This is a genomic window from Nonlabens xiamenensis, from assembly GCF_003865345.1.
In the GTDB taxonomy this organism is placed as follows: domain Bacteria; phylum Bacteroidota; class Bacteroidia; order Flavobacteriales; family Flavobacteriaceae; genus Nonlabens; species Nonlabens xiamenensis.
This window is the reverse complement of the sequence record NZ_RMVE01000001.1, coordinates 666,644-692,270: the sequence shown is the minus strand read 5'-3', so window position 1 is coordinate 692,270 and position 25,627 is coordinate 666,644. Positions and strand designations below refer to the sequence as shown.

Here is a 25,627-nt window from a genome sequence, read left to right as displayed (position 1 = left end):
TCTAAGCTTCTTCTTTTTCGTTCAATACCTTGTCGAGATAAAATTCTTCATAGGCATCAGCAAACTCTTCGGGGGGATAGTATTTTAGAACAGGCTTCTCCTGTTTGTCAATATAGTTTTCAATGGTGCTATCCAATTCTTCTGAACCTTTAATGATGGCATCACTATACTTTACCGCGCTCATCATTAGGTTGTTGTAAGTAGGCTCTTTGAAATGTTCCAGTACACCTTCATCCAATGCATCAAACTGCAATTTCTCTATCATGTCTTCAGATAACGAGCCTTCAAAGGATTGATTATAAATGGAAGTCACAATTTTACTATCTTCAAAAAGCGGGTCACTACCGTAGTAGTTTTTAAGATACAATGGCAGTAGCGATGCTAACCAGCCGTGTACATGAATGATATCTGGAGCCCAATTTAACTTTTTGACGGTCTCAATCACACCTTTGGCAAAGAAGATAGCACGTTCATCATTGTCCTCAAAGAGATTGCCATCCTCATCGGTCAATGTGGCTTTTCGTTTAAAATAATCCTCGTTATCTATGAAATAAACCTGCATACGCTCCTTAGGAATAGAAGCCACCTTAATAATCAAAGGCATATCCAGATCATTAATGATGAGGTTCATACCGCTCAAACGAATCACCTCATGAAGTTGGTGCCGTCTTTCATTAATATTTCCAAACCTGGGCATAAAAATTCTAATTTGTCCACCGCGATCATTGACCATTTTGGGAGCAAAATAAGACATCGAGGATGCTTCAGTTTCGGGTAGATAAGGTATTACTTCTGAGGATACGTATAGGACTCTTTTTTCCTTCATAAATCGAATTATAGTTGCCTAACTTTTAGCAAGGTGCAAAAATAAGCAATTTCTTGCACTTTGTTAGGTAAACCGTATGTTTGTAGGCTGTTTTTAACGGATAATAACATGAGGTTTACATCCCATACATCGCTTACTGCATATCTGAATGAGCATATTCACCCTGAATTTAGCTTGGGATTTGTTCCTACCATGGGTGCTCTGCATCAAGGCCACTTGTCCCTCATGAGAACCGCCCTGGAGCACTGCTCCCATCTCGTAGTTTCTATTTTCGTCAATCCAACCCAATTTGACAATAAGCAAGATTTAGAAAAATATCCGAGGGATTTAGACGCTGATGTTCAACTGCTTCAACAACACTTTAACGACCAAAGCTTAATTATTTACCACCCTAACGTGGAAGACGTATATGGTCAGCGACCGGAGGCCAAAAAATATGACTTCGATGGTCTGGATCTGGTGATGGAAGGCGCAAACAGACCAGGACACTTTGACGGCGTGGGTACGATATTGGAATTTTTCTTTAATGTGATACGGCCTGACAAGGCCTTTTTCGGCGAGAAGGATTTTCAACAATTACAGATTATCAGAAAATTAGTCGATCAACTCCCGCAAAATATCGAGATTGTGGGATGTCCAATAGAGCGTGAAACACACGGTCTGGCGATGAGTTCTCGCAATGAACGTCTTACTGTTGCCGCGAGAAAGGAAGCTGGCTTTATTTACAAATCTTTACGTATCGCGGCCGATCACTTCCGGGCAAATAATATTACCTCAACCCTGGAAATGGTTAAAGAGCTTTACAATGAACAGCCCAATCTGGACCTGGAATACGCTGTTATTGCAGACGAAAGCACGCTACAACCTGCAAGTTCAACATCACCAAATGCTTCCTACAGACTATTTGTAGTAGCCCACTTGGAAGGCGTCAGGCTGATCGATAATATCCCGCTTTCAAAACAGCAGTCATCAAACTAACTTACATGACTTTGCACCTTCGGTGAAATTTTAAATCGGTCAAGACGGTTTATCGACTAAATTGTATCTTTGCAGCATGTTAATTACAGTCGTAAAATCCAAGATCCATCGCGTCAAAGTCACTGGCGCCGATCTTAATTATATAGGCAGTATCACTATTGATGAAGATTTGATGGATGGTGCCAATATAGTGGAAGGAGAAAAGGTGCAAATCGTTAATAATAACAATGGTGCGCGTCTTGAAACCTACGCCATTCCTGGACCTCGTGGTAGTGGGGAAATCACCTTGAATGGTGCTGCAGCCAGATTGGTAGCGCCAGGAGATGTTCTTATCTTGATCTGCTATGCTCAAATGACCATGGAAGAGGCACGGAACTTCAAACCCACCCTTCTTTTTCCTAATGAAGAAGATAACAGCCTTTCCTAAGAGGTGAAAAATAAGATCTTCAAATTACTCAAAATCCTACTCCCACTTTCTCTTGGGGTATTCCTCATCTATTATTCTTATCATCAATTTACAGATGATCAGCGCAACGATATCTACACTTACATCAAAATGGCAGACTATCGTTGGGTATTACTATCTATGTTGATAGCTCTTGCCAGTCATCTTTCCAGGGCTTGGCGATGGAATTATATGCTAGACGGACTAGGAAAAACTCCTAAATTGATCACCAATATCATGGCCATCGGTGTAGGGTATGCTATGAATATATTTATTCCCAGAAGTGGTGAGATTTCAAGAGCTGCTATCGTTAATCGTCACAGTGGTATTGCATTTGACAAAGCTATTGGGACCATCATCGCAGAGCGGGTATTGGATTTGATCATCCTGTTGATCATCAGTGTGACAGCGATTTCTATGGCCGGGGATGAAATTATACAGTTTTTCTGGGGCTTGTTGAGTGACGCTTTCGCGAAAGCGGATACCCAACAATTATTGATTTACGGTGTGGTAGCCCTGGTTATTTTGTCCATTCTGATTATCCTACTCAGATACTTAAATCTTATGGGGAAAATCAAGGGATTTTTGAGAGGTATACAGGACGGCTTTTTCACCATATGGACCATGCAACAAAAATGGGCCTATTTAGGTCATACACTATTTATTTGGGGAATGTACGTATTGATGTTCTACATCAGCACATTTGCCCTTCCTGGAACTTCCTCGATAGCAATACCCGCCATTTTGTGTGCCTTTGTAGCTGGTAGCTTTGCGGTAGCTTTTACCAACGGCGGTTTTGGAGCTTATCCTTTATTCATCGCTGCAGTTTTATTGTTTTTTAATGTACCCGAAACACTAGGGACTTCCTTTGGTTGGATACTTTGGATCTCTCAAACATTGTTGGTGCTTGTGTATGGGCTATTGTCTTTTGTGTTGTTATCATTTCAACAGACCACCCGCCATCGATAAACATCAAATAGTTAGGGATTCAAAGGCTGTTGATTTTCCTTCTGTTACCGGAAATGACGAAATAATTGTAAATTCCGCTGCATAAAACCAAATCATGAAAAGCTTATTCCTACTGGCCAGCCTGTTTTTTTGCGTGGCCCTGACATCAGGTCAAGCCATGTACCGCAGTTTTCCCAGTGAAATACTGGGTTCTGAACGCAATGTCAAAATTCTCAAACCTCGCAATTATTCAAAAAATGTAGAAAAAACGTACCCGCTCATTATCGTTCTGGATGGAGATTATCTATTTGAACCAGTTGCTGGGATGGTTGACTACTTGAGCTATTGGGATCAAATGCCAGAAGCGCTGGTAGTCGGGATCAATCAGCGTGAAAGTCGATGGGACGAGACAGCCATTGATTTCAACAAAGGCCTCCCTACTGAACAAGCTGGTAAATTCATGGGCTTTTTGATGGAAATTAAAGCAACGATGGAGGAGGAATTTCGCACTGCGCCATTTACCGTTATTGTAGGTAAAGATATCACCGCCAATCTCGCCAGCTACTATTTGATGCGCAAGGATGTAAAAATCGATGCGTTTATCCAGATCGAACCACAATACTCCGAACTCATTCAAAATAACCTGGTCAACAAATTGGGAGAACTCGATCAGCACCAATTCTTTTATGTAGCTACGGCCAAGCGCGATGCCATTGTCAAAGATATGATGGACAGCCAGGCTGATTCACTGTTCCAGACCAATAACAAGGTACACGTCAAACACGACGCCCTTACGGATACCAATAAATATTCTGTGGCCGGACAAGCCATTCCCAGAGGCTTGGATTTTATCTTTAAAGAATATCAATTGATCGATGAAGATGTGTTGATGAAAGAAGATCTGGCTGAAGAAGAAAAATTTAAAGGCAAGGAAAAAACCAAGGATATGGTCAGCGTTATTGACCGCATCCAGAGCAAATATGATTACATCAGAGAGGTCTATGGTGTGGAGATGAAATTGAGACTGGTGGATTTAGTCACCATCGCAGATTATGTTGCTGCCAAAGAAGACTGGGAACAACTCATCGACATAGGCGATATGGCCCACAAGGAGTATCCAGACTTGTTATACGGTCGTTATGTAGAAGGTTTGGGGTATGAAGGTTTAGGACGCAATAGCAGAGCTGTCAAGGCCTTTAATGCGGCTTATGCTCTGGAGCCCGCAGTAGGGATTACCAAAGATGACGTATTGGATAAAGTAGAATTGCTTCAGGAAAAAGATTAATGGCCAAAACAAAAACCACCTGGTTCTGCCAGAATTGCGGCGCTCAACATGCCAAATGGCAGGGACAGTGCTCCTCTTGTAAAGAATGGAATACATTGGTGGAGGAGGTGGTTCAAAAACAGGACAAAGCCTCCTGGGATCAAGGCAGTAAGGAGTCTACGCTTTCGCGAAAGCGTACCCCAACCCCACAATTGATCTCTCAAATCGATGCGCGCGAGAACCCCAGACTGGATACTACAAATACAGAATTTAATCGGGTATTGGGCGGTGGTCTGGTTCCCGGATCCGTGAGTTTATTAGGAGGTGAACCTGGCATAGGAAAATCAACCCTGCTATTACAGGTGTGCCTCAACCTTCCGTTTAAAACACTCTATGTGTCTGGAGAGGAAAGTGCACAGCAAATTAAGATGCGCGCGGACCGAATTAAAAAGGAGGTTAAGGATTGCTACATCCTTACTGAGACCAAAACGCAAAACATTTTTAGGCAGATTGGAGAAGTGGAGCCCGATGTGGTCATTATAGATTCTATCCAAACCTTACAGACGGACCATATTGAGAGCTCCCCAGGAAGTGTATCCCAAATTAGGGAGTGTACCAGCGAACTTATCAAATTTGCCAAAGAAACTGCAACCCCAGTGCTGTTGATCGGTCACATTACCAAAGATGGGCATATCGCGGGTCCAAAGATTTTGGAACATATGGTAGACACCGTTCTACAATTTGAAGGTGATCGCAATCACACCTACCGAATATTAAGGGCGCTAAAAAACAGATTTGGGAGTACCCACGAGATTGGCATCTATGAAATGTTAGGTCATGGTTTGCGAGAGGTAGTCAACCCAAGCGAAATATTGATTTCCCAACGAGGGAATCCATTGAGTGGTACAGCAATTGCCGCTACCATGGAAGGTATGCGTCCATTGATGATAGAAGTACAAGCCCTGGTTTCTACAGCAGTTTACGGTACACCGCAGCGCAGTGCCACAGGATACAATTTGAAAAGACTCAATATGATACTGGCTGTGTTGGAAAAAAGAGCTGGCTTTAAACTGGGACAAAAGGATGTTTTTTTAAATATCACTGGCGGTATTACCGTAGACGATCCTGCCATCGACCTCGCCGTTGTGGCAGCCATTCTATCTTCTAATTTTGATTTAGAAATCTCATCTCAACACTGTTTCAGTGCAGAGGTTGGACTGGGCGGTGAGATACGTCCCGTAAGCAGAATGGAACAACGGGTCAACGAAGTATCCAAACTAGGCTTTGAAAAGATTTTTATCGCGCCAGCCAGCCAAAACTTTAAAAATAAAGGCACCGAGATTCTGGCGTTTTCAAAAATTGAAGAATTGGTCAAATATTTATTTTCGTAAAATAAAAATGCTATGAACAAAATGATTTTTTTCATCTGTAGTTTACTTATGATTTCCTGCAATGAAAAACTAAAAGAGAAGGCTCAAGCCCCTGAACGCATCACATTGGAGCAAGCAGATACCTCCAGTAATGACACCATTCACCTCACCGACTTGAACGACGATTATAGTTCGCTAGATCAGGTCCTCGCCCAACATAAAGGGAAAGTCATCTACCTAGACATCTGGGCAAGCTGGTGCGGTCCCTGTAAAGCTATGATGCCTTTTTCAGACCGACTTCAGGAGAGTTACAAAGGCAAAGACGTGGTCTTTTTATTCATTTCCATCGATACCAAGGAGAAAATGTGGAAAAACGCTGCCCAACAGTTTGATATTACTGAAAACAGTTTTTTGGCCCATAACTATCCAAAAGCCCGGTTATTTCAGGATAACAATGTGAACTCCATCCCCAGATATATGTTATTTGATCAAAATGGAAGGCTAGTGGACGACAATGCACCACGCCCCAGCAATCCGGGTCTAACGACCACCCTGGACGCCTTTCTTTCCTTATAATTCAAAAATAAATGGCAGGGTTGAAAAGGTATTGGGGATGGCTCATACTGCTATTGCTCTTCTCCCTAGCTACGTATATCTACTTCTATCAACCGCAGTTCTTAGATGTTCTACTTCAACCCACTAGAAGGGAAGTCTATGTGCGCAGTCTAAAAAAGCAGCCCGAAATACTGCAGCGTTGGAATCAAAAGCTTGAAATAGCACTACAAGACGAAATCATTCTTGACAAGCCATTTTACGAGCAGGTGATCACTGATTCTTCCAATGCATTTACCTCAGGTTATATGGTAAAAATCGCTCAAGGCGAAATCCTGTCGGTCAAATTAAAAGCAGATGATGGGGTACCTTTACCTTGGATACTTGAAATTTACGACGAAAAACAAAATTGGCTTGAAGAAGCCGAAATCACAGAAAACGGTCTGGAGCTGAACTACTTCACCCATGCCAGCAGCTCGCCGAGACTTATTTTACAAGCACAATTAGGGGTAACATCGCAAGCACAGCTGATGGTGCAGAAAAAAGCCTACTATGGGTTTCCTCTGGTAAGAAAAACTAACGCTTCCATCAAGTCTTTTTGGGGCGCATCAAGAGACGGAGGTTCCAGGTCCCATGAAGGAAATGACCTTTTTGCCTCCAGGGGCCATCCGGTAGTTGCCGTTTCAAACGGTAGGGTGACATCGATAAGAAATCGTGGCTTAGGTGGCAAACAAATCTGGATCAGAGATACAAAAATCGGCCTGGCACAATACTATGCACACCTCAACGATTGGAATGTGAAGCACGGTGATCAAGTGATAAAGGGTGACACGATCGGATTTGTAGGCAATACAGGAAATGCCAGAACCACAGCGCCGCATTTACATTTTGGAATCTATCAAGATGGCAAGGCAGTAGATCCGAAACCCTATATCTGGCAACCATCTCTTCCAGATTCTTCCCCACCGCTACCATGGCTGGAAGATCCGGCAGCCACTGGTTTTTCTGCCAACCTACGTCAATCTCCGGATGCTGCTAGTCAAATCCTACAAGATTTAAAGCAATCAAAAGTCAGCATACTAGGAAGCAGCGGTAATTGGTACCATGTACGCAGTAGTTTAGGAAAAACTGGATTTGCCCATAAATCTATTTTGAAAGAATTCTAGAAGTAAGCTTTTAGCTGGACGCTCCCGGTATGGACAGTAGGTGCGGTCTCACTATCTCTTCCGTTGTAACTGAGGTTCAAATCCAGAAAATTGGTAATCTTCTTTTGCAAAAGCAGAGACCAGGTAAAGTTCGTGCCTGGTTGCAATCCTTCTAACATTTGGAAACCTACAGGTGAAAAGGCTTGGCCTTCAAAATCATTGCGCACGTATCTCAGCTCTCCATTGATCGCATATTGTTGTGCCTTATTAAATGCCCAAACCAGACCCAAATTCTGTTGTTGGAGGTCGGCAACATCACCTATTTCATTCCTTTTTTGCTGCAACTCATAGAAAACCTCTAATCTATTGCTTTGATCAAACAGATAGGAGATCTGGGGTTTGAAAAGTGATTCCTGAATCTTAAAATTACGGTTGGGGAAATTCTCGCTTTTGCTGGAGTTAAATCCAGCTTGTCCGTTGAGCGTGATTAGCCATGAATTGGCTATTTTATGCAAGAAACTGAGCTGGTGACTCTCTATTTCGGCGGCCAGACTGCCAATACTTAACAGATTTTCTGTGGCACTGCTTAAATAGGTATAATTGGTGGTGTAGTTTTGCTTGCCTCGATTAAAGAACAAACTGTTTCTGAAACTGAGATTTAAACCCAGTTGATCATCGCTTTCATTAAACGGATTGAGATCAAAATTTTCTCCTTCCCGTGGTAGCATGCGATCAATGAGGTAACTGGTCTGGTTATAAAATTGAGAAAACAACTTTTTAAGCCCCTGTTGATCAGACCATCCGATAGGATTTAAGGTCAAGGTTTGGGAAAATTTATTTTGGTGGGTAGGCAAGAATATCTGATTGGGTAGCAGCACCCTAACAAAACTAGCCTGATCTTGAAATTGCGCCTGTTCAAATTCGTTGAGGTCTTGGATACCGTCATTATTATAATCGATCCAGGTAAAGCTTCCCTGACCAGGGTTGACCGCCACGTAGGTAAAATCCTGCCTTGGAATACTGGCACTGTTGGTCTCGTAGGTAGTGTTCCATAACAACTTTTTATCAAAAAATTTATGTTGGTATTGCAATCTGGAATTCAGACTTACCTCATCCGGCCGATCTCCAATCATATCCTCAAGACGCCTGTAATTGGCATACACCCTTAGCTGACTATTGTCTGTTTTAATGGGTTGAGCTTTTACATAATAATTATTAGAATTATTGACACGTGCTAAACGGTTGTCTCTCAAACTGTCATTGACCCGATGCCGATAGCCTATCTCAACATAAGTGCTGGTGGTGTCACCTCTACCAGCATAGACTTCATAGCCTAAAAAGCGCTGAGAAAGTGGTGTAAGTTCCTCTGTAGGCTTTAGTCGCTGCTGGTTATCTTCACCTTCTACACGCAAGCCAGCATAATACTTGGCAATGCGCTTCAGCACATCGGCTTGCATTCTTAAAAAATCTGATTCCTGAACATCAGAATTGGTAGTAAGTGCGCTTCCGCGAAAGCGTGCCAACCATCCATTCCTATCATAAGAAGTAGTAAAATTATGCCTGTTGCCTGTGTATCGGTCACTAAACTCTAAGTGTTCAAACTCATAAGCCGCAGCGAGAATCGTATCGTTTTGATATTTTACACCAGCAGTAGTAAACCATTGATCTCCAACGGTGGATTCTAGGTTCCAATCCCTATTGAATTCAATGTTGTACACACGTTCTACGTTTCTGAATTCGCTTTGAATGTAATCTGTATTCAAGCGCACAGTGAGGGATTTTAGAGAGTCTTTCTTCAGTAGATTTTGCTCTACAGCTAATTTAACTGCAGCTCCTTTATTATCTCCATCATCCAATTCTGAGAATTTGTTGAGATCCTTATTACTGGCGGCCAATTCAGTAAATAATCGGGTAGAATTCGTAGGTTGGTATTGGGCCTTAGCACCAGCGATGGTAAGTATTTCAGGTGTAAACAACTGTATGACTGGCGCGTAATTCCCTTGAGGAACGCCATTTACTGGCGATACGTATTCATAGATATTGGCGATCGCTTGATCATTGACCAGTTGATAATCACCGTTGCCTTCTCCCACAAAACTAAACCTCACACTAAACAACTGTTCATCTGGATCTTGGGAAAAAATAAAAACTTCCCGTCCAGCAACAAATTGACGGCGATAAAGAATCTGATTTTCAGAAAAGTCGGCAGAAATGGCACTGGGTGCTATGGCCAATTCTGGATCATCGCCAGCTTCTGCAAGAATAGTCACTTGTTCCTCAGAGAGGTTTTGTTGGAGGGGTTGATTTTTGGCATCGGTTTCAGTATAGACGTAGGTATCTACTTGTAGCTTTTGGGAGGCAAATCCAGCATTTCCATAACCAATAAATCTTGTAAAATTCCGCTCGCTATACTGGTATTCGATAGATATACGCATCTCGCTAGTAATGGGATATGTGGGGTTGAATCTTACTTCACCAGCGTTGTAATCAATAATATAATCAGCGTTTTCTCCTCGAATGAGCGGAACCCCATTGACATAGACCCGTTCACTTCCCGAAACCACCAAAATGAAAAGTTCGCCGTTCTGGCCCGTCAATTTATACGGTCCTTGATTCCCTTCCTGACCCGTAAATCTGGAGATATTAAAAGTCCCTCGCACCAGGGCTCCAGCTGCTCCCACGTAGGAATCTGTTTGCTCGCCATCAAACTTGACCTGTCCAGAGATTCCTTGTACCCGTTTGGTAAAATTGTTGAATTGGTAATTTTGTTGGATGAGATCCACATCACCAGCCCTGATATTCCAGTCTTCACTAAAGATCTCAATAAAAATTTGATCAAATTCATCAAGGCGTTGGGAATAACCGTTTTGGGTCTGAGGTACGTTAGCATCTTGGATAGAGGCTCTCAGCGAAACCTTATCGTTGAGCTTACCAGTAATACGCAAATCCAATTCGGCATCCACTACACTATTTTGATTATTTCCCACCCTGACTCCTCTAGAAATGCTGCCTGTCGTTTGAAGACCATCAAAGGGAATGAATGTATTTCTGATAGTGGGTTGACGCAGAGATACAACTTCTTCCTGTCTACTGTCATTTTGTAGAATTATTTTTGGATCATAAACATTGTAGGTTTTGGTGATAAAATCTGGTAGAGGAAGATAGCTGACCTGAATACTGTCTGTAAGAATGGCTTGCCGATTTAAAATGATCAATCTAGCATTCTGATAGTCCATCTTGTAAGCGGTGCTATCGATAGGCATACCACTTTTATCTGTCAATTTAAAGTAATACGGATTGATAGCCGTTTCCTCCAATTGAAGCGTGTCGGCCACTGCCAATTTTTTCTGTCGGGTATTAGCATATCCCTGGGCCATGTGAAACTGAGCCCAGCAGAAAAATAAAATAAAAAGACAGATGCGCATGTATAGGCAAACAAGTTAAACGCAAAAATATTTTATTTGTCCTAGAATGCAGTGGATCAGGTGAAGATCAAGGCAGGAGCGAGAAATCAGTTAGCTCAAGCTAAAATGAACGGGTTCAAACCCAAACTCCTTTAATGTTTATGCCGGCTGTTTTTCTTTAAATAGTTTTTTTGCACATAGACACGGGCCGGATTATGTTCAAATGCGTGGTACATCCAATCCCTATAGCTCGCTGAAGGCTCCAGACTCTCGACATCTGCCTCCTTAAGTTTGTTCTTAAGCCTATTAAAAATTTTTCTTTTATCGGCAGAACTCTCTTCACTAGCCAGGAATTCATAGAATAGATGTGGGTGCTCTATATCAAATTTGCATGCCAATGTCTTGGTAGATTCTGAGTCCATCCACAGATAGAACCCAATATTTTCCCACTTTTTAAGAATGCGATGAAAAGCCAGGTAAGCTTGATATTCACCGCCTAAATTATATCGTAACAATTCAAAGAGACTATCCTTGTAAGCTATGCGATGAGATAGCTTGTTTTTGAGCTGTTGAGAGGCATCACAGTCAATTTCCTCACGCAGCAATTTAAAATCATCTGAAATAAATTGATAATCTCTATTGATGAAATCCATGGCCGCAATGCTGTCCCGCTGTGCCTTGGTAAAATCAGAGATTTGCTGGGCCCTACTCTGTAGTGAACAAAGTAAGGCCAGCAGTAATATAAAAAAAGATGTTCTTTGTAAGGATGATTTCATCAATATAATTCTTCTTCCTGATGGGTAAGTATCTTAACACTACTGGAAGGATATGCCACGCATAACAACACCCATCCGTCAGCCACTTGTTGGTCTGTCAAAAAGGTTTGCTCTGACTGGTCAACACTTCCAGCCTTCACTATACCAGCACATGAACTTCCTGCTCCAGCCCTGTCAGAATAAGGCAATTCAATACCCTCTTCTTCAGCACGATCCAGAATATAATGACCGGCCGAGCATAAGAAATAGTCATCTAGACCTTCGCTATAATTATACACCTCTACCACAAACATGGGGAAATCTTTGGCAGTGGCCTGTTGATTGCGTTTTTCTTTGTTTTCAGCGATGGCTTCTCTTCTAGATTCAACAACTGCTAGGTACTGCTCTACAGAGCCATATCTATCAATAATGTTCTTTTTACCAGCTTCGGTAAAAGGTTCCTTCATCTGGAATTTGGCTTCCAGATCTTCAAAAGTCAAGGCATTCGGCTCACTGGTACTACAGGCAGCAAGACTTAAAAATAGCGCACTTAAAGAGTAAAAAATAGTTCTCATACAGGGAAAATTTAGGTTTAAAATATGAAGTTACGGAAAAAAGAAATATCAATGCACATAAGGCGGTTTTTATCGAAATAAATTTTTACGATTTGGACTGGGGTAAAGGTGGTCGACTTCGACTATCATATAACTTTCATTCACAAGATCGATGGAGGTACAACCAGGGTTTTACCATCAACAATTTTCTCCTAAAATACCAATACTTTCTCTTGAGCAGCCACTAAATTGGCCATAGGAAGTTATTTTGAACCCAGATCATACCTCGAATCCTTAATCATGGTTTGGATATAAACCGCACAGTTATTACCTGATATTGTTTGCAAGAAAGAATAACAACCCCTATTCATCTCGTATTGCCAAATCATTAATTCTTTCATTTATACTTATCTACTTCGTTTTTTTGGTAGATCCAATATTGAAATGAATGGTAAACAGATGGTGGCATTTTTATAGGCATCATTCATTTTTATGCATGTGGGAAAACAAACCTTAAATAGTTCTATCTATCTTACATCAGATACTAAAAACCCTCCCGAAAAATCGGAAGGGCTTGGTATTGATCAAAGTGAAATAAAACCTTTTAAGATTCTATGGGTTTCATCTTAAAATCATTCATAAAGGCCGTGGTATAGTTTCCAGAAACATACGCCGGCTCATCCATGAGTTGTCTATGGAATGGAATGGTGGTTTTGATACCCTCGATTACAAATTCATCCAACGCGCGTTTCATTTTATCGATAGCTTCCTGACGTGTACGCGCAGTTGTGATAAGCTTAGCGATCATCGAATCATAATTGGGCGGTATGGAATATCCTGCATAAACGTGGGTATCCAAACGCACACCATGTCCACCAGGTGCATGAAGCACGGTAATCTTTCCAGGGGATGGTCGGAATCCGTTATAAGGATCCTCGGCGTTGATACGGCACTCGATGGAATGTAATGCAGGCTCATAATTCTTTCCAGAAATCTTGACACCAGCAGCGACAAGAATCTGCTCGCGGATCAAGTCAAAGTCGATCACCTGTTCAGTAATCGGGTGTTCCACCTGGATACGCGTATTCATCTCCATAAAATAGAAGTTGCGATGCTTATCCACCAAAAACTCCACTGTTCCAGCTCCCTCATAAGAAATAAACTCGGCAGCACGTACGGCTGCTTCTCCCATTTCTTTGCGTAATTTTTTGGTCATGAAAGGAGAAGGTACTTCTTCCGTCAACTTTTGGTGACGTCTCTGCACGCTACAATCCCTTTCACTCAGGTGACAGGCTTTTCCATAACTATCTCCTACGACTTGAATTTCGATATGGCGTGGCTCTTCTATCAGCTTTTCCATATACATATCATCGTTGCCGAATGCTGCCTTTGACTCTGTACGGGCACTGTTCCAGGCATCTTCCAGGTCTTCCTCGTTCCATACGGCACGCATTCCCTTTCCTCCACCACCAGCAGTAGCTTTAAGCATGACGGGATAACCAGTTTCCTTAGCTATTTTTTTACAAGCCTCAAAGTCTTCAATGATTCCGTCAGATCCGGGCACGCAAGGCACACCAGCGGCCTTCATGGTAGCTTTGGCTGTGGCTTTATCTCCCATTTTGGCGATCATCTCTGCACTGGCTCCGATAAATTTGATTTCGTGTTCCTCACAAATACGCGAGAAATCGGCATTTTCGGACAGGAAACCGTAACCAGGGTGAATGGCATCGGCATTGGTAATTTCGGCAGCGCTGATGATGTTGGACATCTTGAGGTAGGACAAGTTACTGGGTGGTGGCCCAATACACACCGCTTCATCCGCAAATTTAACATGAAGAGAGTCGGCATCCGCAGTCGAGTAAACGGCTACTGTTTTAATTCCCATTTCCTTACAGGTACGTATAACCCTCAAGGCAATTTCACCACGGTTGGCAATCAGTATTTTTTTAAACATGATTTGTCTTTTTAGTTAAGGTGTTGTTGATCTGTCCGCTTTCGCGAAAGCGGCCCTACCAAGAACACTTGAAAAAAGAATCCTTCTCTTACTTACGAAGGATCTACCAAAAACAATGGTTGGTCAAACTCCACTGGAGAAGAATCGTCTACCAAGACCTTGACAATCTTACCAGAGACCTCGCTTTCAATCTCGTTAAACAATTTCATTGCCTCGATGATACAAAGTGTATCTCCTTCCTTTACGGTATCTCCTACCTCGCAGAACAATGGTTTGTCTGGGGCTGGTTTTCTATAGAATGTTCCAATGATGGGTGACTTGACGGTCACATATTTATCATCGTCGCTACTGGCAGGAGCGGCTGGAGCAGCTTCGGGAGTTGGTGCAGCTGGAGCTTGTGCCGGTGGCGCCTGCATTTGCGGAGCAGCCATCTGCATAGGTGCAGCTTGTGATACGTAGGTCACTTCACCAGGTTCGGAACCGGTTTTGATGGTGATCTTAACGTCATCCATTTCAAGTTTCACTTCGCTGGCACCTGATTTGGCGACAAATTTGATAAGATTCTGTATTTCTTTAAGTTCCATATTAAGGGAGGTTATTATAAAGTTTAACTATCATAAGCCCATGTGAGCAGTATAGATCCCCAGGTAAAACCACCACCAAAGGCAGCAAATACCAGACGATCCCCTTTCTTCAATTGGGATTCATATTCTTTGAGACAAAGCGGTAATGTGGCACTGGTCGTATTACCATATTTATGGATGTTGACCATTACCTTTTCTTCCGGTAATTCAATGCGTCTTGCGGTAGCATCGATGATGCGCTTATTGGCTTGGTGTGGAACTAACCAATCGATCTGGTCATTGTCCAACCCATTACGGCGCACCACTTGTTCTGATACCTCGGCCATATTGGAAACTGCATATTTGAAAACATTTTTCCCATCTTGAAAAACATAATGTTGTTTGAGGTCAATGGTCTCATGAGATGCAGGAAGTATGGATCCGCCGGCATCAATTTTAAGAAAATTTCGACCGATACCGTCTGAACGGTGTATTTCGTCCACTAATCCGTATCCTTCTTGATTGGGTTCAAAAAGAACCGCGCCACCCGCATCTCCAAAAATGATGCATGTAGCGCGGTCTTCATAATCTATGATGGACGACATCTTATCGGCTCCAATCAGCAGAACCTTTTTATACCGTCCAGATTCAATATAGCTGCTAGCTGTACTCATTCCATATAAAAAGCTGGAACAAGCCGCCATTAAGTCGTAACTAAAAGCGTTGGTCGCACCAATTTCGGTAGCCACATAAGCTGCCGTTGAAGCCACAGGCATATCAGGTGTCGCAGTGGCCACGATGACCAGATCGATTGTTTTAGGATCCAGTTGTTTTTGATCAATAAGATCTTGTGCAGCCTTAATGGCCAGGAAAGAAGATCCCTTTCCTTTTTCCTTAAGAATACGACGTTCTTTGATCCCTGTTCTGGTGACGATCCATTCATCATTGGTATCCACCATGGTTTCCAGGATAGCGTTGGTAAGCCTATATTCAGGAACATAAGCTCCTACTGCCGTTATCGCCGCTTTGATTTGACTCATACTGGAGATTCTAATGATTTATTAGAGCTGGGAAAGCTACTAAAAAAGCGCTTAATACCACAAAAAATGACACATTTTTAGTAAAACGTGTCATTTTTTATGATTTTACATAGAAAAGTACTCTTTTCTAGTAATTTGATAATAGAAAAATTAAGCCTCGGCGGTTTCCGTCTTATCGATCAAGACATTACCTCGGTAGTACAACTTTCCTTCATGCCAGTGGGCTCTGTGGTACAGATGTGCCTCACCAGTAGTGGAGTCTGTAGCGATTTGCGGAACGCTGGCTTTATAGTGCGTTCTTCTTTTGTCTCTTCTTGTTTTTGAGATTTTTCTCTTAGGATGCGCCATGGCTATTAATTATTATCCGTTTTTAATTTTTTTAATGCGTCCCATCTGGGATCGGTATTTTCTTTGTCTTCTTGGTCATCGGGAATTGTCACACTCAGCTCATCCAACTTATCCAATACGTCTGAATCCAACGTACCGTCTTCCACCCCAGGATGTATCCTTTTTTGTGGGATCGACAATACAATCATTTCATAGACGTACTGAGCGATATTGAACTCAAACTCCCCGTGTGGCAAGACAAGAAGATCTTCATTCTCATCATTGAACTCAGGGCCGAACTTAACAACCAGCTCCATTTGCGCCTCGACTGGGAGGTCAAATGGCTCGTTGGTCAGATCGCAATTTACGTTCACGGTTCCTTGAGCCTCCAGAGACAAATCCATCAGGGTAGATCGTTTGTCCAACACAGCAGTGACATTTAAGGAAGCATCGTGGAATTCCTCGTAACCAAAATTTTCAAAAAACTCATCATGGATCTCGTATTTAAACTGATGTTCACCTTGCTTCAATCCTGCAAAGGCAATCGTAAAAGCCTTGAGTTCCATAATCTTTCCTCTTTCAAAGAGCGGGCAAAGATAATAAAAGTTATTAAAAACCTAGTGTTAATATCACCTGCGTTTGCGAGAAACTTTTTTGAGCGGATTTTTATTCAACTTCTCGTACTCCTGACGCTTGTAAAAAATATCTACTGCCTGATGTATGGCAGCGATCAACGAACTAGGATCTGCATCCCCTTTACCTGCGATGTCAAAGCCTGTTCCGTGATCTGGACTGGTCCTAACATGACTGAGACCTGCTGTATAATTCACGCCTCTACCAAAAGTAAGCGTCTTAAACGGCACCAATCCCTGATCGTGGTAACTGGCTAAAATGGCATCAAACTCTTTGTATTTTTTATTTCCAAAAAACGAATCTGCTGCGTAAGGACCAAATATAATATTTCCATCCTGGCGTAAATCTTCCAAGGCAGGAATGAGTTTTTGCTGGTCATCGTCACCTATCACGCCATTATCTCCTACATGCGGATTAATTCCCAACACAGCTATTTTGGGTTTGGTAATCCCAAAGTCTCTTTTTAATGACTCTTTGATGGTACCGATCTTTGTCTTGATAAGCTTAGCACTGATCTGCTCTGGCACATCTTTGATCGGAACATGATCAGTGAGCAAACCTACTTTTAAGTCATCTCCTACCATGAACATCAAGCTTTCGCCCTCCAACTCCTGATTGAGATAATCTGTATGTCCAGGAAACTTAAAATCATTGGATTGTATGGACTCCTTATGAATTGGGGCAGTCACCAAAACATCGATCTGATTTTCCTTTAAAGCATTTACCGCAGCTTTCAGGCTTTGCACAGCAATGGCACCGGCCTGCGGATCCACCTTTCCCCATTCTACGTCAAAAGGTTCCTTGAGTAAACGTAAAACATTGAATTTTCCAGGCACCACATCGTCCAGCGAATTGATCCCGTGGATTTTTGTATTTAACCCAAAGGTCTTTACATAATAGGACAATAACTTGGTACCAGCAAAGATTACTGGCGTGATTGTTTCCAGCATACGAGTATCTTCAAAAGCTTTGAGGATCAACTCCCCTCCTATACCGTTTGGGTCACCTATTGATATTCCTACTTTAATAATCTTTTGTTTACTCATGGTAATAGCCTCGTTTTAAGCTGTATTTTTGAAAGGTTAAAAATAACCTTTTTCACCCAGTATATGTTTACAGGAATCATTGAGAATATAGGAATCATTACAGCGATTGAAAAAGAAAACAGCAACTTGAACCTGCGCCTGAAATGCGACATTACGCCAGAATTAAAAATTGACCAGAGCCTGGCTCATAATGGTGTTTGTCTTACAGTTGTAGCTATCGACGGATTAGAATATACCGTTACCGCCATTGACGAAACACTTCAAAAAACCAATTTAAGTCTTCTGGAAGTCGGCAACAGGGTAAATTTGGAACGTGCCATGAAGATGGATGCGAGGCTAGACGGCCATATCGTTCAAGGGCATGTAGACCAGAAAGGCGTCTGTACTTCTATCCTTCATAAAGACGGCTCTTGGGTTTTTAGCTTTGAATACGATCCAGCATTAGGCAATGTTACCATAGAAAAAGGCAGCATTTGTATCAATGGAGTCAGCCTTACAGTTTTCGATGCAGGACAGCATAATTTTTCTGTGGCTATCATACCCTATACTTATGAGCATACAGGCTTTCAGGAAATGAAGAAAGGGGATGTGGTCAACTTGGAGTTTGACGTGATCGGAAAGTATATCAAAAGATTAATGCAGCCAATATCTTAGGCCTGTTGCTTGCGGGAGCGGAAAAATACCCATCCCATGATTAAAAAAGCAGCCAAGAATAACACCCATACATGTGTATCTACAGGCAATCCTGGAGGACCCGGAGGTCCCATCTTTCCAGTAGGCTCAGGTGGAGCAACTTGCTGGATGAGCGCAAGGCAGGATAGGGGTATCTGATTCAACAACATATTTATCTCTAGGTTGGGTGCGAATGTAAAAATTAAACTCAAACGGGGCAAAAAACCCATGACAACTTTGTATTAAATTTCAAAAACGTGCATTTTATCGATAATTCACATTTTCTAACGTCCAAAAGCCGTGATTATTATAGCCCGCAAATATACTGACATTTAGCAAAATGTGTTCCGCCTTTTTAAAATTGATTGGGCTTGTGAATAAAAAAGAGACCGATTGCTCGGTCTCTTATAATATTTCTTGTATCTGAGCAACTTACATCTTTGATGCGAGTATCAAGGCATTGTATAGGTTAGCCATTTTACCAGAAACAGTGGCGTCCTGAAAGGCTTTAAATTCACCTTGTTCGCCACCACCTAAGTTGACTCTAGCCTGTGTAGTTAAACCACTGTCCATGATGACTTGCTTTACTTGAGCCGCAGTCAGCTTAGGAAAGTAAGAACGAATCACAGCAGCCACACCGGCTACCGCTGGTGAAGCCATGGAAGTACCGCTGGCGTTACGATATTCATTCAACGGTGCTGTAGAATAAATTGCTACACCTGGTGCAAATACATCCACCGAGGATTTACCATAATTAGAGAATGTTGCGGGCAGATCAGAGCCATAGGTAAAATTTAACGCACCTACAGTCAGGAAGTTTGAACTGATCTCAGCGCCAGCCAACTCTTGATCTTGAGGATACACTTGGGTGGTGTCCGTATCGGTGCCCTCATTTCCAGCGGCATTTACGATTAATACATCTTTACTAGCCGCATATTTGATCGCATCCCATACCCACTCTGGATTGGTGGAGTGGTATTTCCCAAAGCTGGTATTGATAACCTTTGCGCCATTGTCTGCCGCATATCTGATGGCCTTTGCAACATCTTTGTCGTACTCATCGGCTGAAGAAACAGCGCGCAACACCATTATTTTAGCGTGATCTGCTACACCATTAACTCCTTTATCGTTATCTCGTTCAGCGGCGATGATTCCAGCAACGTGGGTTCCGTGAAAGGCGTCCGCTTTTTCTGGGTCTGGTCCAGCATACTCATTGTTTCCATACACTCCGGTATCCCATACATAAGGATCATCATTCAAAATATCCTTTCGGAAATTGGTTTTGAGTTTTTCCCCATTCAGCAAAGCCGCGCTCTCATTGATCAAGGTTGTGACCTGCTCTTCGGCATCGTCTAGACTTTCTAGGCCATTGGCTCTAAGTCTGTTGTAAAACATCGCAGCCTGTTGAGTTTCTTGGTCATCTTTAGTAATTGCCTTGACATCTTCATCAGTATAATCTTCTTTACCCGTGGATTTTTCCAAAATGGCATCGACTGCTCTTACCTGCTGTAAGATTCCCTCATAAAATGCTTTTTCCTTCTCGGCGCTAGCCAATTTCTCATCGTATTCCTTCTGAGCCTTGGCAACCATATCTGCTGGCAACCTATCTTTATCCCTCAGAATTCGCTCGTATTCTAAATTTTCTTCTACGATGTCTCCCAAGAAATTCCAACCGTGAACATCATCGATATAGCCATTGTTATCATCATCCTTACCGTTACCTGGAATTTCATCTTCATTGACCCAAAGCACGTCATCAAGATCTTCGTGCTCAGTATCTACACCTGAGTCGATAACGGCAACAATAACATCTTTACCTTTTCTGTCTTTTAAAATTTCTTCATAAGCTTTATTGACACTCATTCCCGGAATAGTATCAGCTATCAAATCCAGGTCTTTCCAGTTTTGTTTTTCATATTCAGTAAGCTCCTGAGTTTTGAGTGGCATCTGATCGATGTTTTCAATCGGTGGGGAAACGATAGCTGAACCGCTTCCACAACCCACAAGCATTCCCGTGGCGGCTACTCCCAGAGCCAAATGTTTTAAAAATGTATATTTCATAGTTTCTTATTGTTATTTATAATAATTCTTCAAATGTAAAAGTTTTATCGTGCCTTACACCTCTCTCCGTATGCTTTACTGTAATAATTTCATGATGCGGATCGTGTTCTAAAATCAAATAATAGTTATTAGAAGCTGCTTTATCCAGAAATTTTGCTTTTTCATCCAGTGTTAATAAAGGCCGAGTGTCGTATCCCATGACATAAGGTAGTGGAACGTGACCAGCAGTTGGAAGCAGATCGGCCATATACACGAAAGTCTTACCATCGATATGAAAATGTGGAATCATCATCTTTTCGGTATGACCGTCGACAAAAAGAATGTCAAAATCCATCTCCGCCGCTGTTTCATACGTGCTGTTTTGCTGGATAAAATTCAGCTGACCGCTTTCTTTGATTGGTAAAATGTTTTCCTTGAGAAAACTAGCTTTCTCCCTGGCATTGGGATCAGTCGCCCAATTCCAGTGGCTGGCATTGGAGTGGCATACCGCTTTCGCGAAAGCGGGCTCAAAATAATCTCCCTTATCACTTTTCTGGATGACTCCGCCACAATGGTCAAAATGTAAGTGGGTTAAAAACACGTCAGTAATATCATCTCTGGAAAACCCTTTTTGCTGAAGGGAAGAGTCCAGATCAAACCTGTGGTCCATATAATAGTAACCAAAAAACTTTTCGGATTGTTTGTTACCCATCCCGGTATCGATCAAGGTAAGTCGATCGCTATTTTCTACCAGAAGACATCTGGCAGCCATATCGATCATATTATTCGCATCAGGTGGGTTGGTACGTTGCCACAAACTTTTAGGAACCACACCAAACATGGCGCCTCCATCCAACTTAAAATTTCCGGCCTCTATAGCATGTAATTTCATGAAACACGAAAATACAAAATAGCCCGATTACCGTTGAACCAGTGAAAGAGCATTTTTGGTGGTAAATGCGTTAATTTTAGTTAAATGCCTGATCTGTTGTCCAGTTTTTATCCCAATGCAGCATATTTTGACAATTCTGCAACTCAGTCTGGTCGTATTGACTGAAAATTTGGTAGTTGCCTTTGTCATATTCCTACCTATTCATCTATTCAAATTCTAAAGCTGGGTTAAAGCATTTTACAAGGCTAGGATTTGTGCTTAATTTAGTCAACTTGTATATTTAGGTATACAAGTGTTAAAAACTCTCGGTTAGCGCCTTGGGTTATAGAAATAAAAAAGATTGTAATTTCACTGAAAATTAAAGCATGCTAGAACTCGCCGGAATCATCATTTTAGGAATACTTGCCCAATGGATGGCCTGGAGGTTCAAGATCCCTGCCATCTTGCCATTGATCATTATTGGATTACTGGTCGGCCCCCTTGCAACCTTGTACACAGAGGATGCTTCAAAAATAATCGAACCCATTTGGAACGGAGATAATGGGTTGTTTCCAGGAGAGGGGCTGTTTTATTTTGTATCACTTGCGATCAGTGTGATTCTGTTTGAGGGTGGTCTGACCTTGAAAAAAGCAGAGATTCTGACCACTGGACCTGTCATTGGTAAATTGATTTCTGTAGGTGTGATTATCACCTTTATAGGAGCGGGAATTGCGACGCACTATCTCTTTGGGTTTTCTTGGCAAATTGCCCTATTATTTTCGGCTTTAATCATTGTTACCGGTCCCACCGTGATTACCCCTATCCTGCGCAATATTCCGTTGACTAAAGATGTGAGTTCTATTTTGAAGTGGGAAGGAATTCTGATTGACCCTATCGGTGCCTTGTTTGCGGTATTGGTATTTGAATTTATCAGTTCGAGTGCAGGAGGAGAATTTACTCTGGTAGCGCTGGAGGAGTTTGCCAAAATTGTGCTCTTTGGATTCACCTTTGGATTTTCCTTTGCCCATGCTTTGGCTTTTTCCATCAAGAAGAAACTTATTCCACACTATTTACTCAACGTATTTACCCTAGCAGCCGTACTGGGTGTTTTTGTTCTTAGTGATGCTTTTGCCCACGAATCTGGTCTACTCGCCGTTGTAGTGATGGGAATGGTACTGGGAAACATCAACTTGCCCAATATCAAGGAATTGCTCTATTTTAAAGAATCCCTGAGTGTTTTACTTATTTCTATTCTGTTTATTCTACTGGCCGCCAATATCAATATGGAAGATCTTTACTTGATCTACCGATGGGAAACTGCCGTATTGTTTGTGATTGTCGCCTTTGTATTAAGACCGCTGAGTGTTTTTGCGAGTTCGACCAATAGTAGCTTAAAGACCAACGAAAAACTGTTTATTTCTTGGGTAGGTCCTAGAGGAATCGTCGCCGCTGGTATCGCCTCACTTTTTGGAACAAAATTAGTTCTTCAAGGGGTGGAAGGTGCCGAGTACATCACTCCTCTGGTGTTTATGATCGTACTAGGAACTGTATTACTCAATGCAACTACAGCCAGACTTTTTGCACAAATCGTGGGTGTATTCTTGAAACAGTCCAATGGTATCATGATTGTAGGGGCTTCCAAATTCTCTCGCCTAATTGCAAAATACCTCCAGCATAATGGTCGCAGCGTGGTCTTGGTGGATACCAATGCCAGCAATGTCAAAGTAGCCCAAGAACAAGGTTTAGAAGCCACCGTCGCAGATATTTACTCTGACTCCATCTCTAATGATATCGAGTTCAACAATATCGGATTTTTACTGGCGCTAACCGGAAACTCACAGATCAACGATTACGCCATCGAGCGATTCGGTAAGCGATTTGGTGAAAATGGTGCTTATAGACTGGTACATTCCAATGAGGTCAGTAATCCCAATAAGAATCCGAATACTGGATTGTTTTCTGCAACCGATGATTATGTCAATATGATGGAAGTCGCGCGCAATCACGGGAAAATTCACGAGATAGAGGTGCGCAATCAAGAACATTATGAAGGCCTGATCGAGATTACCAAAACTGATGAGGATATCATACCCTTGTTCCTAAGGCATGAAAACAAAATCGAAATCGTCCCCTCTTTGTCCCTCAAAGTAAATGTAGAGGAAGGCAGCTACCTGGCATATATGGGTAAAGAAATTAAAGAAAAGGCTACTGGCGAAATCACCACCGATATCACGGAGTAATACCCGATCATCAATCGTTTGCTCTTGAAAGCAATTTTTGCTGGTTCTAACTAGGCATGTTTCAATAGGTGGGACGAGTAAAACACCTCTCTCTTGATTAACCTGCAGCATCCCCTGCCAAAACTGACTTGATTCAAATGAACAAGGATCAGGACAAGTATGAGGATGGTGGATAAGAACTAGTCGTTCAGCTTGAGCACTGCCATAAAAGCTTGTTGCGGAATCTCCACATTCCCAACCTGACGCATACGCTTTTTACCTTTTTTCTGTTTTTCCAGGAGTTTACGCTTTCGCGAAATATCCCCACCATAACATTTGGCCGTCACATCCTTACGCAAGGCCTTGATGGTTTCCCTCGCGATAATCTTGGCACCAATAGCCGCCTGCACCGGGATATCAAATTGCTGTCGCGGAATCAGTTCGCGTAATTTTTCCACCATCTTTTTCCCGATGTTATATGCATTATCAAAGTGGATCAAAGCACTCAAGGCATCTACAGTTTGCCCGTTGAGCAGTACATCCAGACGCACGAGTTTGGAAGAGCGCATTCCGATCGGTGAGTAATCAAAAGAAGCATAACCTTTAGAAACCGTTTTTAGACGATCGTAAAAATCAAAAACAATTTCTGCCAAAGGCATGTCAAAAGTCAATTCTACACGCTCAGTCGTCAAGTAAGTTTGGTTGGTCACCACACCGCGCTTTTCAATACATAAAGACATGACATTCCCTACAAAATCGGCTTTGGTAATAATGGTAGCCTTGATAAATGGCTCTTCTACCCTATTCAAAGTAGAAGGCTCGGGCAAATCACTAGGATTGTTTACGATAATTGGCTCATCCGGTTCCTTGTTGGTATAAGCAAAATATGACACGTTAGGCACCGTCGTAATCACAGTCATGTCAAATTCGCGTTCCAAACGCTCCTGAATGATTTCCAAATGCAACATGCCCAGGAATCCGCATCGAAATCCAAAACCCAGAGCGGCACTACTTTCTGCCTGAAAGACCAAGGAAGCATCGTTAAGCTGAAGCTTTTCCATACTGGCCCGTAAATCTTCGTAGTCTTCAGTATCTACTGGATAAATTCCCGCAAATACCATTGGTTTCACATCTTCAAATCCAGAAATAGCATTTTTGGTAGGGTCCTCGTGATCAGTGATGGTATCTCCAACTTTTACTTCTTTGGCCTCTTTGATACCAGTAATCAAATACCCTACGTCTCCGGCACTGATTTCCTTTTTCGGAACCTGGTTCAATTTCAGGGTTCCTACTTCGTCGGCATAATAATCTTCACCCGTATTGACAAACCTAATGTGTTGACCTTTTCTAATCCGGCCATTGATCACCCTAAAGATAGTTTCTACCCCACGGAATTGGTTGTAATGAGAATCAAAAATCAATGCTTGTAGCGGCTCATCTGGATTTCCTTTAGGGGCTGGAATACGCTCTATGATGGCATCCAGGATATCTTGAATTCCCAATCCGGTTTTGGCACTGGCTGGAATGACCTCACTGGCGTCACAACCCAACAAATCCACGATATCATCAGTCACTTCTTCTGGATTTGCACTAGGCAAGTCCACTTTGTTCAATACAGGTATAATTTCTAGGTCGTTCTCCAACGCCAAGTATAAATTAGAAATGGTTTGGGCCTGAATACTTTGGGCCGCATCTACAATTAGCAGCGCACCTTCACAGGCAGCGATCGAACGAGAAACTTCATAACTAAAATCAACGTGACCCGGTGTATCGATCAAATTCAAAATATACTCCTCTCCATCCGGCGCCTTATAATTCATTTGTATCGCATGGGATTTGATCGTTATCCCGCGCTCGCGTTCCAAGTCCATATTGTCCAACAACTGGGCCTGAGACTCCCGCTTGGTTACGGTCTGGGTAGCGTCTAACAGTCTGTCTGCCAGCGTACTCTTACCGTGGTCGATATGGGCGATGATACAAAAGTTACGTATGTTCTTCATATTCCTGTCAATAGGCTGCAA

23 protein-coding genes are annotated in these 25,627 nt (G+C 42.2%); 10 read left to right on the top strand and 13 right to left on the bottom strand.

Features of this window, described 5'->3' with window-relative positions:
* Position 1 precedes the first annotated feature (1 nt).
* On the bottom strand, positions 2–826 hold the full coding sequence (locus EGM47_RS03140; RefSeq protein WP_124979296.1) for a glycogen/starch synthase: 825 nt from the start codon (positions 824–826) through the stop codon (positions 2–4).
* A gap of 108 nt (positions 827–934) precedes the next feature.
* Between EGM47_RS03140 and panC the strand changes: the two genes are divergently transcribed.
* The 7 genes from panC to EGM47_RS03105 all read left to right on the top strand — a co-directional run bounded on the left by panC (position 935) and on the right by EGM47_RS03105 (position 7,549).
* Complete coding sequence (panC, locus tag EGM47_RS03135; protein ID WP_124979295.1) at positions 935–1,804, top strand: pantoate--beta-alanine ligase; 870 nt, start codon at positions 935–937, stop codon at positions 1,802–1,804.
* A 76-nt stretch (positions 1,805–1,880) separates the two neighbouring features.
* Positions 1,881–2,231: an aspartate 1-decarboxylase gene (gene panD, locus EGM47_RS03130; protein WP_124979294.1), complete on the top strand. Its 351-nt coding sequence runs from the start codon at positions 1,881–1,883 to the stop codon at positions 2,229–2,231.
* A 3-nt stretch (positions 2,232–2,234) separates the two neighbouring features.
* Positions 2,235–3,218 (top strand): lysylphosphatidylglycerol synthase transmembrane domain-containing protein, encoded by a 984-nt coding sequence (locus EGM47_RS03125; protein ID WP_240642137.1) that lies wholly within the window; start codon positions 2,235–2,237, stop codon positions 3,216–3,218.
* 94 nt (positions 3,219–3,312) lie between these two features.
* Positions 3,313–4,482 carry an alpha/beta hydrolase gene (locus EGM47_RS03120; protein WP_124979293.1) on the top strand — a complete coding sequence of 390 codons (1,170 nt, stop codon included), beginning with the start codon at positions 3,313–3,315 and terminating at the stop codon, positions 4,480–4,482.
* Positions 4,482–5,852 (top strand): DNA repair protein RadA, encoded by a 1,371-nt coding sequence (radA, locus tag EGM47_RS03115; protein ID WP_124979292.1) that lies wholly within the window; start codon positions 4,482–4,484, stop codon positions 5,850–5,852. The genes EGM47_RS03120 and radA overlap by 1 nt, the downstream gene beginning before the upstream one ends.
* Before the next feature lie 12 nt (positions 5,853–5,864).
* Positions 5,865–6,407 carry a TlpA family protein disulfide reductase gene (locus EGM47_RS03110; RefSeq protein WP_124979291.1) on the top strand — a complete coding sequence of 181 codons (543 nt, stop codon included), beginning with the start codon at positions 5,865–5,867 and terminating at the stop codon, positions 6,405–6,407.
* An 11-nt stretch (positions 6,408–6,418) separates the two neighbouring features.
* Complete coding sequence (locus EGM47_RS03105) at positions 6,419–7,549, top strand: M23 family metallopeptidase (RefSeq protein WP_124979290.1); 1,131 nt, start codon at positions 6,419–6,421, stop codon at positions 7,547–7,549.
* On the opposite strand, the gene EGM47_RS03100 is transcribed toward EGM47_RS03105, so the two are convergent.
* The 9 genes from EGM47_RS03100 to pdxA all read right to left on the bottom strand — a co-directional run bounded on the left by EGM47_RS03100 (position 7,546) and on the right by pdxA (position 17,804).
* Complete coding sequence (locus EGM47_RS03100) at positions 7,546–10,905, bottom strand: hypothetical protein (RefSeq protein ID WP_124979673.1); 3,360 nt, start codon at positions 10,903–10,905, stop codon at positions 7,546–7,548. The two genes, EGM47_RS03105 and EGM47_RS03100, sit on opposite strands and share 4 nt — an antisense overlap.
* A gap of 179 nt (positions 10,906–11,084) precedes the next feature.
* On the bottom strand, positions 11,085–11,708 hold the full coding sequence (locus EGM47_RS03095; RefSeq protein ID WP_124979289.1) for a hypothetical protein: 624 nt from the start codon (positions 11,706–11,708) through the stop codon (positions 11,085–11,087).
* Complete coding sequence (locus EGM47_RS16670; RefSeq protein ID WP_317126856.1) at positions 11,708–12,262, bottom strand: 2Fe-2S iron-sulfur cluster-binding protein; 555 nt, start codon at positions 12,260–12,262, stop codon at positions 11,708–11,710. Before EGM47_RS16670 ends, EGM47_RS03095 begins: the two co-directional genes overlap by 1 nt.
* 583 nt (positions 12,263–12,845) lie before the next feature.
* Positions 12,846–14,195: an acetyl-CoA carboxylase biotin carboxylase subunit gene (accC, locus tag EGM47_RS03085; protein WP_124979288.1), complete on the bottom strand. Its 1,350-nt coding sequence runs from the start codon at positions 14,193–14,195 to the stop codon at positions 12,846–12,848.
* A 92-nt stretch (positions 14,196–14,287) separates the two neighbouring features.
* A complete protein-coding gene (gene accB, locus EGM47_RS03080) occupies positions 14,288–14,779 on the bottom strand; it encodes an acetyl-CoA carboxylase biotin carboxyl carrier protein (RefSeq protein ID WP_124979287.1) in 492 nt (163 codons plus the stop codon).
* A gap of 23 nt (positions 14,780–14,802) precedes the next feature.
* Positions 14,803–15,798 carry a beta-ketoacyl-ACP synthase III gene (locus EGM47_RS03075; RefSeq protein WP_124979286.1) on the bottom strand — a complete coding sequence of 332 codons (996 nt, stop codon included), beginning with the start codon at positions 15,796–15,798 and terminating at the stop codon, positions 14,803–14,805.
* 150 nt (positions 15,799–15,948) lie between these two features.
* Positions 15,949–16,146 (bottom strand): 50S ribosomal protein L32, encoded by a 198-nt coding sequence (rpmF, locus tag EGM47_RS03070; protein WP_124979285.1) that lies wholly within the window; start codon positions 16,144–16,146, stop codon positions 15,949–15,951.
* Between the two features lie 5 nt (positions 16,147–16,151).
* A complete protein-coding gene (locus tag EGM47_RS03065; protein WP_124979284.1) occupies positions 16,152–16,691 on the bottom strand; it encodes a YceD family protein in 540 nt (179 codons plus the stop codon).
* A 63-nt stretch (positions 16,692–16,754) separates the two neighbouring features.
* Positions 16,755–17,804 carry a 4-hydroxythreonine-4-phosphate dehydrogenase PdxA gene (pdxA, locus tag EGM47_RS03060; protein ID WP_124979283.1) on the bottom strand — a complete coding sequence of 350 codons (1,050 nt, stop codon included), beginning with the start codon at positions 17,802–17,804 and terminating at the stop codon, positions 16,755–16,757.
* A 63-nt stretch (positions 17,805–17,867) separates the two neighbouring features.
* On the opposite strand from pdxA, the gene EGM47_RS03055 reads away from it, so the two are divergent.
* A complete protein-coding gene (locus tag EGM47_RS03055; RefSeq protein WP_124979282.1) occupies positions 17,868–18,458 on the top strand; it encodes a riboflavin synthase in 591 nt (196 codons plus the stop codon).
* 36 nt (positions 18,459–18,494) lie between these two features.
* Positions 18,495–18,635, top strand: a complete 141-nt coding sequence (locus tag EGM47_RS16265) for a hypothetical protein (protein WP_164510812.1) — start codon at positions 18,495–18,497, stop codon at positions 18,633–18,635.
* Between the two features lie 273 nt (positions 18,636–18,908).
* Here EGM47_RS16265 and EGM47_RS03050 read toward each other — a convergent pair whose 3' ends face one another.
* Both EGM47_RS03050 and EGM47_RS03045 read right to left on the bottom strand, forming a co-directional pair.
* Entirely contained in the window at positions 18,909–20,537 is a 1,629-nt protein-coding gene (locus EGM47_RS03050; RefSeq protein ID WP_124979281.1) for a S8 family serine peptidase, read from the bottom strand.
* 16 nt (positions 20,538–20,553) lie between these two features.
* A complete protein-coding gene (locus EGM47_RS03045) occupies positions 20,554–21,408 on the bottom strand; it encodes an MBL fold metallo-hydrolase (protein WP_124979280.1) in 855 nt (284 codons plus the stop codon).
* Positions 21,409–21,773: 365 nt separating this feature from the next.
* On the opposite strand from EGM47_RS03045, the gene EGM47_RS03040 reads away from it, so the two are divergent.
* Complete coding sequence (locus tag EGM47_RS03040) at positions 21,774–23,627, top strand: cation:proton antiporter (protein WP_124979279.1); 1,854 nt, start codon at positions 21,774–21,776, stop codon at positions 23,625–23,627.
* A 179-nt stretch (positions 23,628–23,806) separates the two neighbouring features.
* On the opposite strand, the gene lepA is transcribed toward EGM47_RS03040, so the two are convergent.
* The gene (gene lepA, locus EGM47_RS03035) at positions 23,807–25,606 is read right to left on the bottom strand and encodes a translation elongation factor 4 (protein ID WP_124979278.1); all 1,800 of its coding nucleotides are present in this window, start codon (positions 25,604–25,606) and stop codon (positions 23,807–23,809) included.
* Positions 25,607–25,627 lie beyond the last annotated feature (21 nt).

Coding starts and splice junctions, on each gene's coding strand:
- EGM47_RS03140 (WP_124979296.1), bottom strand. CDS start 826: ATGAAGGAAAAAAGAGTCCTATACGTATCCTCAGAAGTAATACCTTAT.
- panC (WP_124979295.1), top strand. CDS start 935: ATGAGGTTTACATCCCATACATCGCTTACTGCATATCTGAATGAGCAT.
- panD (WP_124979294.1), top strand. CDS start 1,881: ATGTTAATTACAGTCGTAAAATCCAAGATCCATCGCGTCAAAGTCACT.
- EGM47_RS03120 (WP_124979293.1), top strand. CDS start 3,313: ATGAAAAGCTTATTCCTACTGGCCAGCCTGTTTTTTTGCGTGGCCCTG.
- radA (WP_124979292.1), top strand. CDS start 4,482: ATGGCCAAAACAAAAACCACCTGGTTCTGCCAGAATTGCGGCGCTCAA.
- EGM47_RS03110 (WP_124979291.1), top strand. CDS start 5,865: ATGAACAAAATGATTTTTTTCATCTGTAGTTTACTTATGATTTCCTGC.
- EGM47_RS03105 (WP_124979290.1), top strand. CDS start 6,419: ATGGCAGGGTTGAAAAGGTATTGGGGATGGCTCATACTGCTATTGCTC.
- EGM47_RS03100 (WP_124979673.1), bottom strand. CDS start 10,905: ATGGCCCAGGGATATGCTAATACCCGACAGAAAAAATTGGCAGTGGCC.
- EGM47_RS03095 (WP_124979289.1), bottom strand. CDS start 11,708: ATGAAATCATCCTTACAAAGAACATCTTTTTTTATATTACTGCTGGCC.
- EGM47_RS16670 (WP_317126856.1), bottom strand. CDS start 12,262: ATGAGAACTATTTTTTACTCTTTAAGTGCGCTATTTTTAAGTCTTGCT.
- accC (WP_124979288.1), bottom strand. CDS start 14,195: ATGTTTAAAAAAATACTGATTGCCAACCGTGGTGAAATTGCCTTGAGG.
- accB (WP_124979287.1), bottom strand. CDS start 14,779: ATGGAACTTAAAGAAATACAGAATCTTATCAAATTTGTCGCCAAATCA.
- EGM47_RS03075 (WP_124979286.1), bottom strand. CDS start 15,798: ATGAGTCAAATCAAAGCGGCGATAACGGCAGTAGGAGCTTATGTTCCT.
- rpmF (WP_124979285.1), bottom strand. CDS start 16,146: ATGGCGCATCCTAAGAGAAAAATCTCAAAAACAAGAAGAGACAAAAGA.
- EGM47_RS03065 (WP_124979284.1), bottom strand. CDS start 16,691: ATGGAACTCAAGGCTTTTACGATTGCCTTTGCAGGATTGAAGCAAGGT.
- pdxA (WP_124979283.1), bottom strand. CDS start 17,804: ATGAGTAAACAAAAGATTATTAAAGTAGGAATATCAATAGGTGACCCA.
- EGM47_RS03055 (WP_124979282.1), top strand. CDS start 17,868: ATGTTTACAGGAATCATTGAGAATATAGGAATCATTACAGCGATTGAA.
- EGM47_RS16265 (WP_164510812.1), top strand. CDS start 18,495: ATGATTAAAAAAGCAGCCAAGAATAACACCCATACATGTGTATCTACA.
- EGM47_RS03050 (WP_124979281.1), bottom strand. CDS start 20,537: ATGAAATATACATTTTTAAAACATTTGGCTCTGGGAGTAGCCGCCACG.
- EGM47_RS03045 (WP_124979280.1), bottom strand. CDS start 21,408: ATGAAATTACATGCTATAGAGGCCGGAAATTTTAAGTTGGATGGAGGC.
- EGM47_RS03040 (WP_124979279.1), top strand. CDS start 21,774: ATGCTAGAACTCGCCGGAATCATCATTTTAGGAATACTTGCCCAATGG.
- lepA (WP_124979278.1), bottom strand. CDS start 25,606: ATGAAGAACATACGTAACTTTTGTATCATCGCCCATATCGACCACGGT.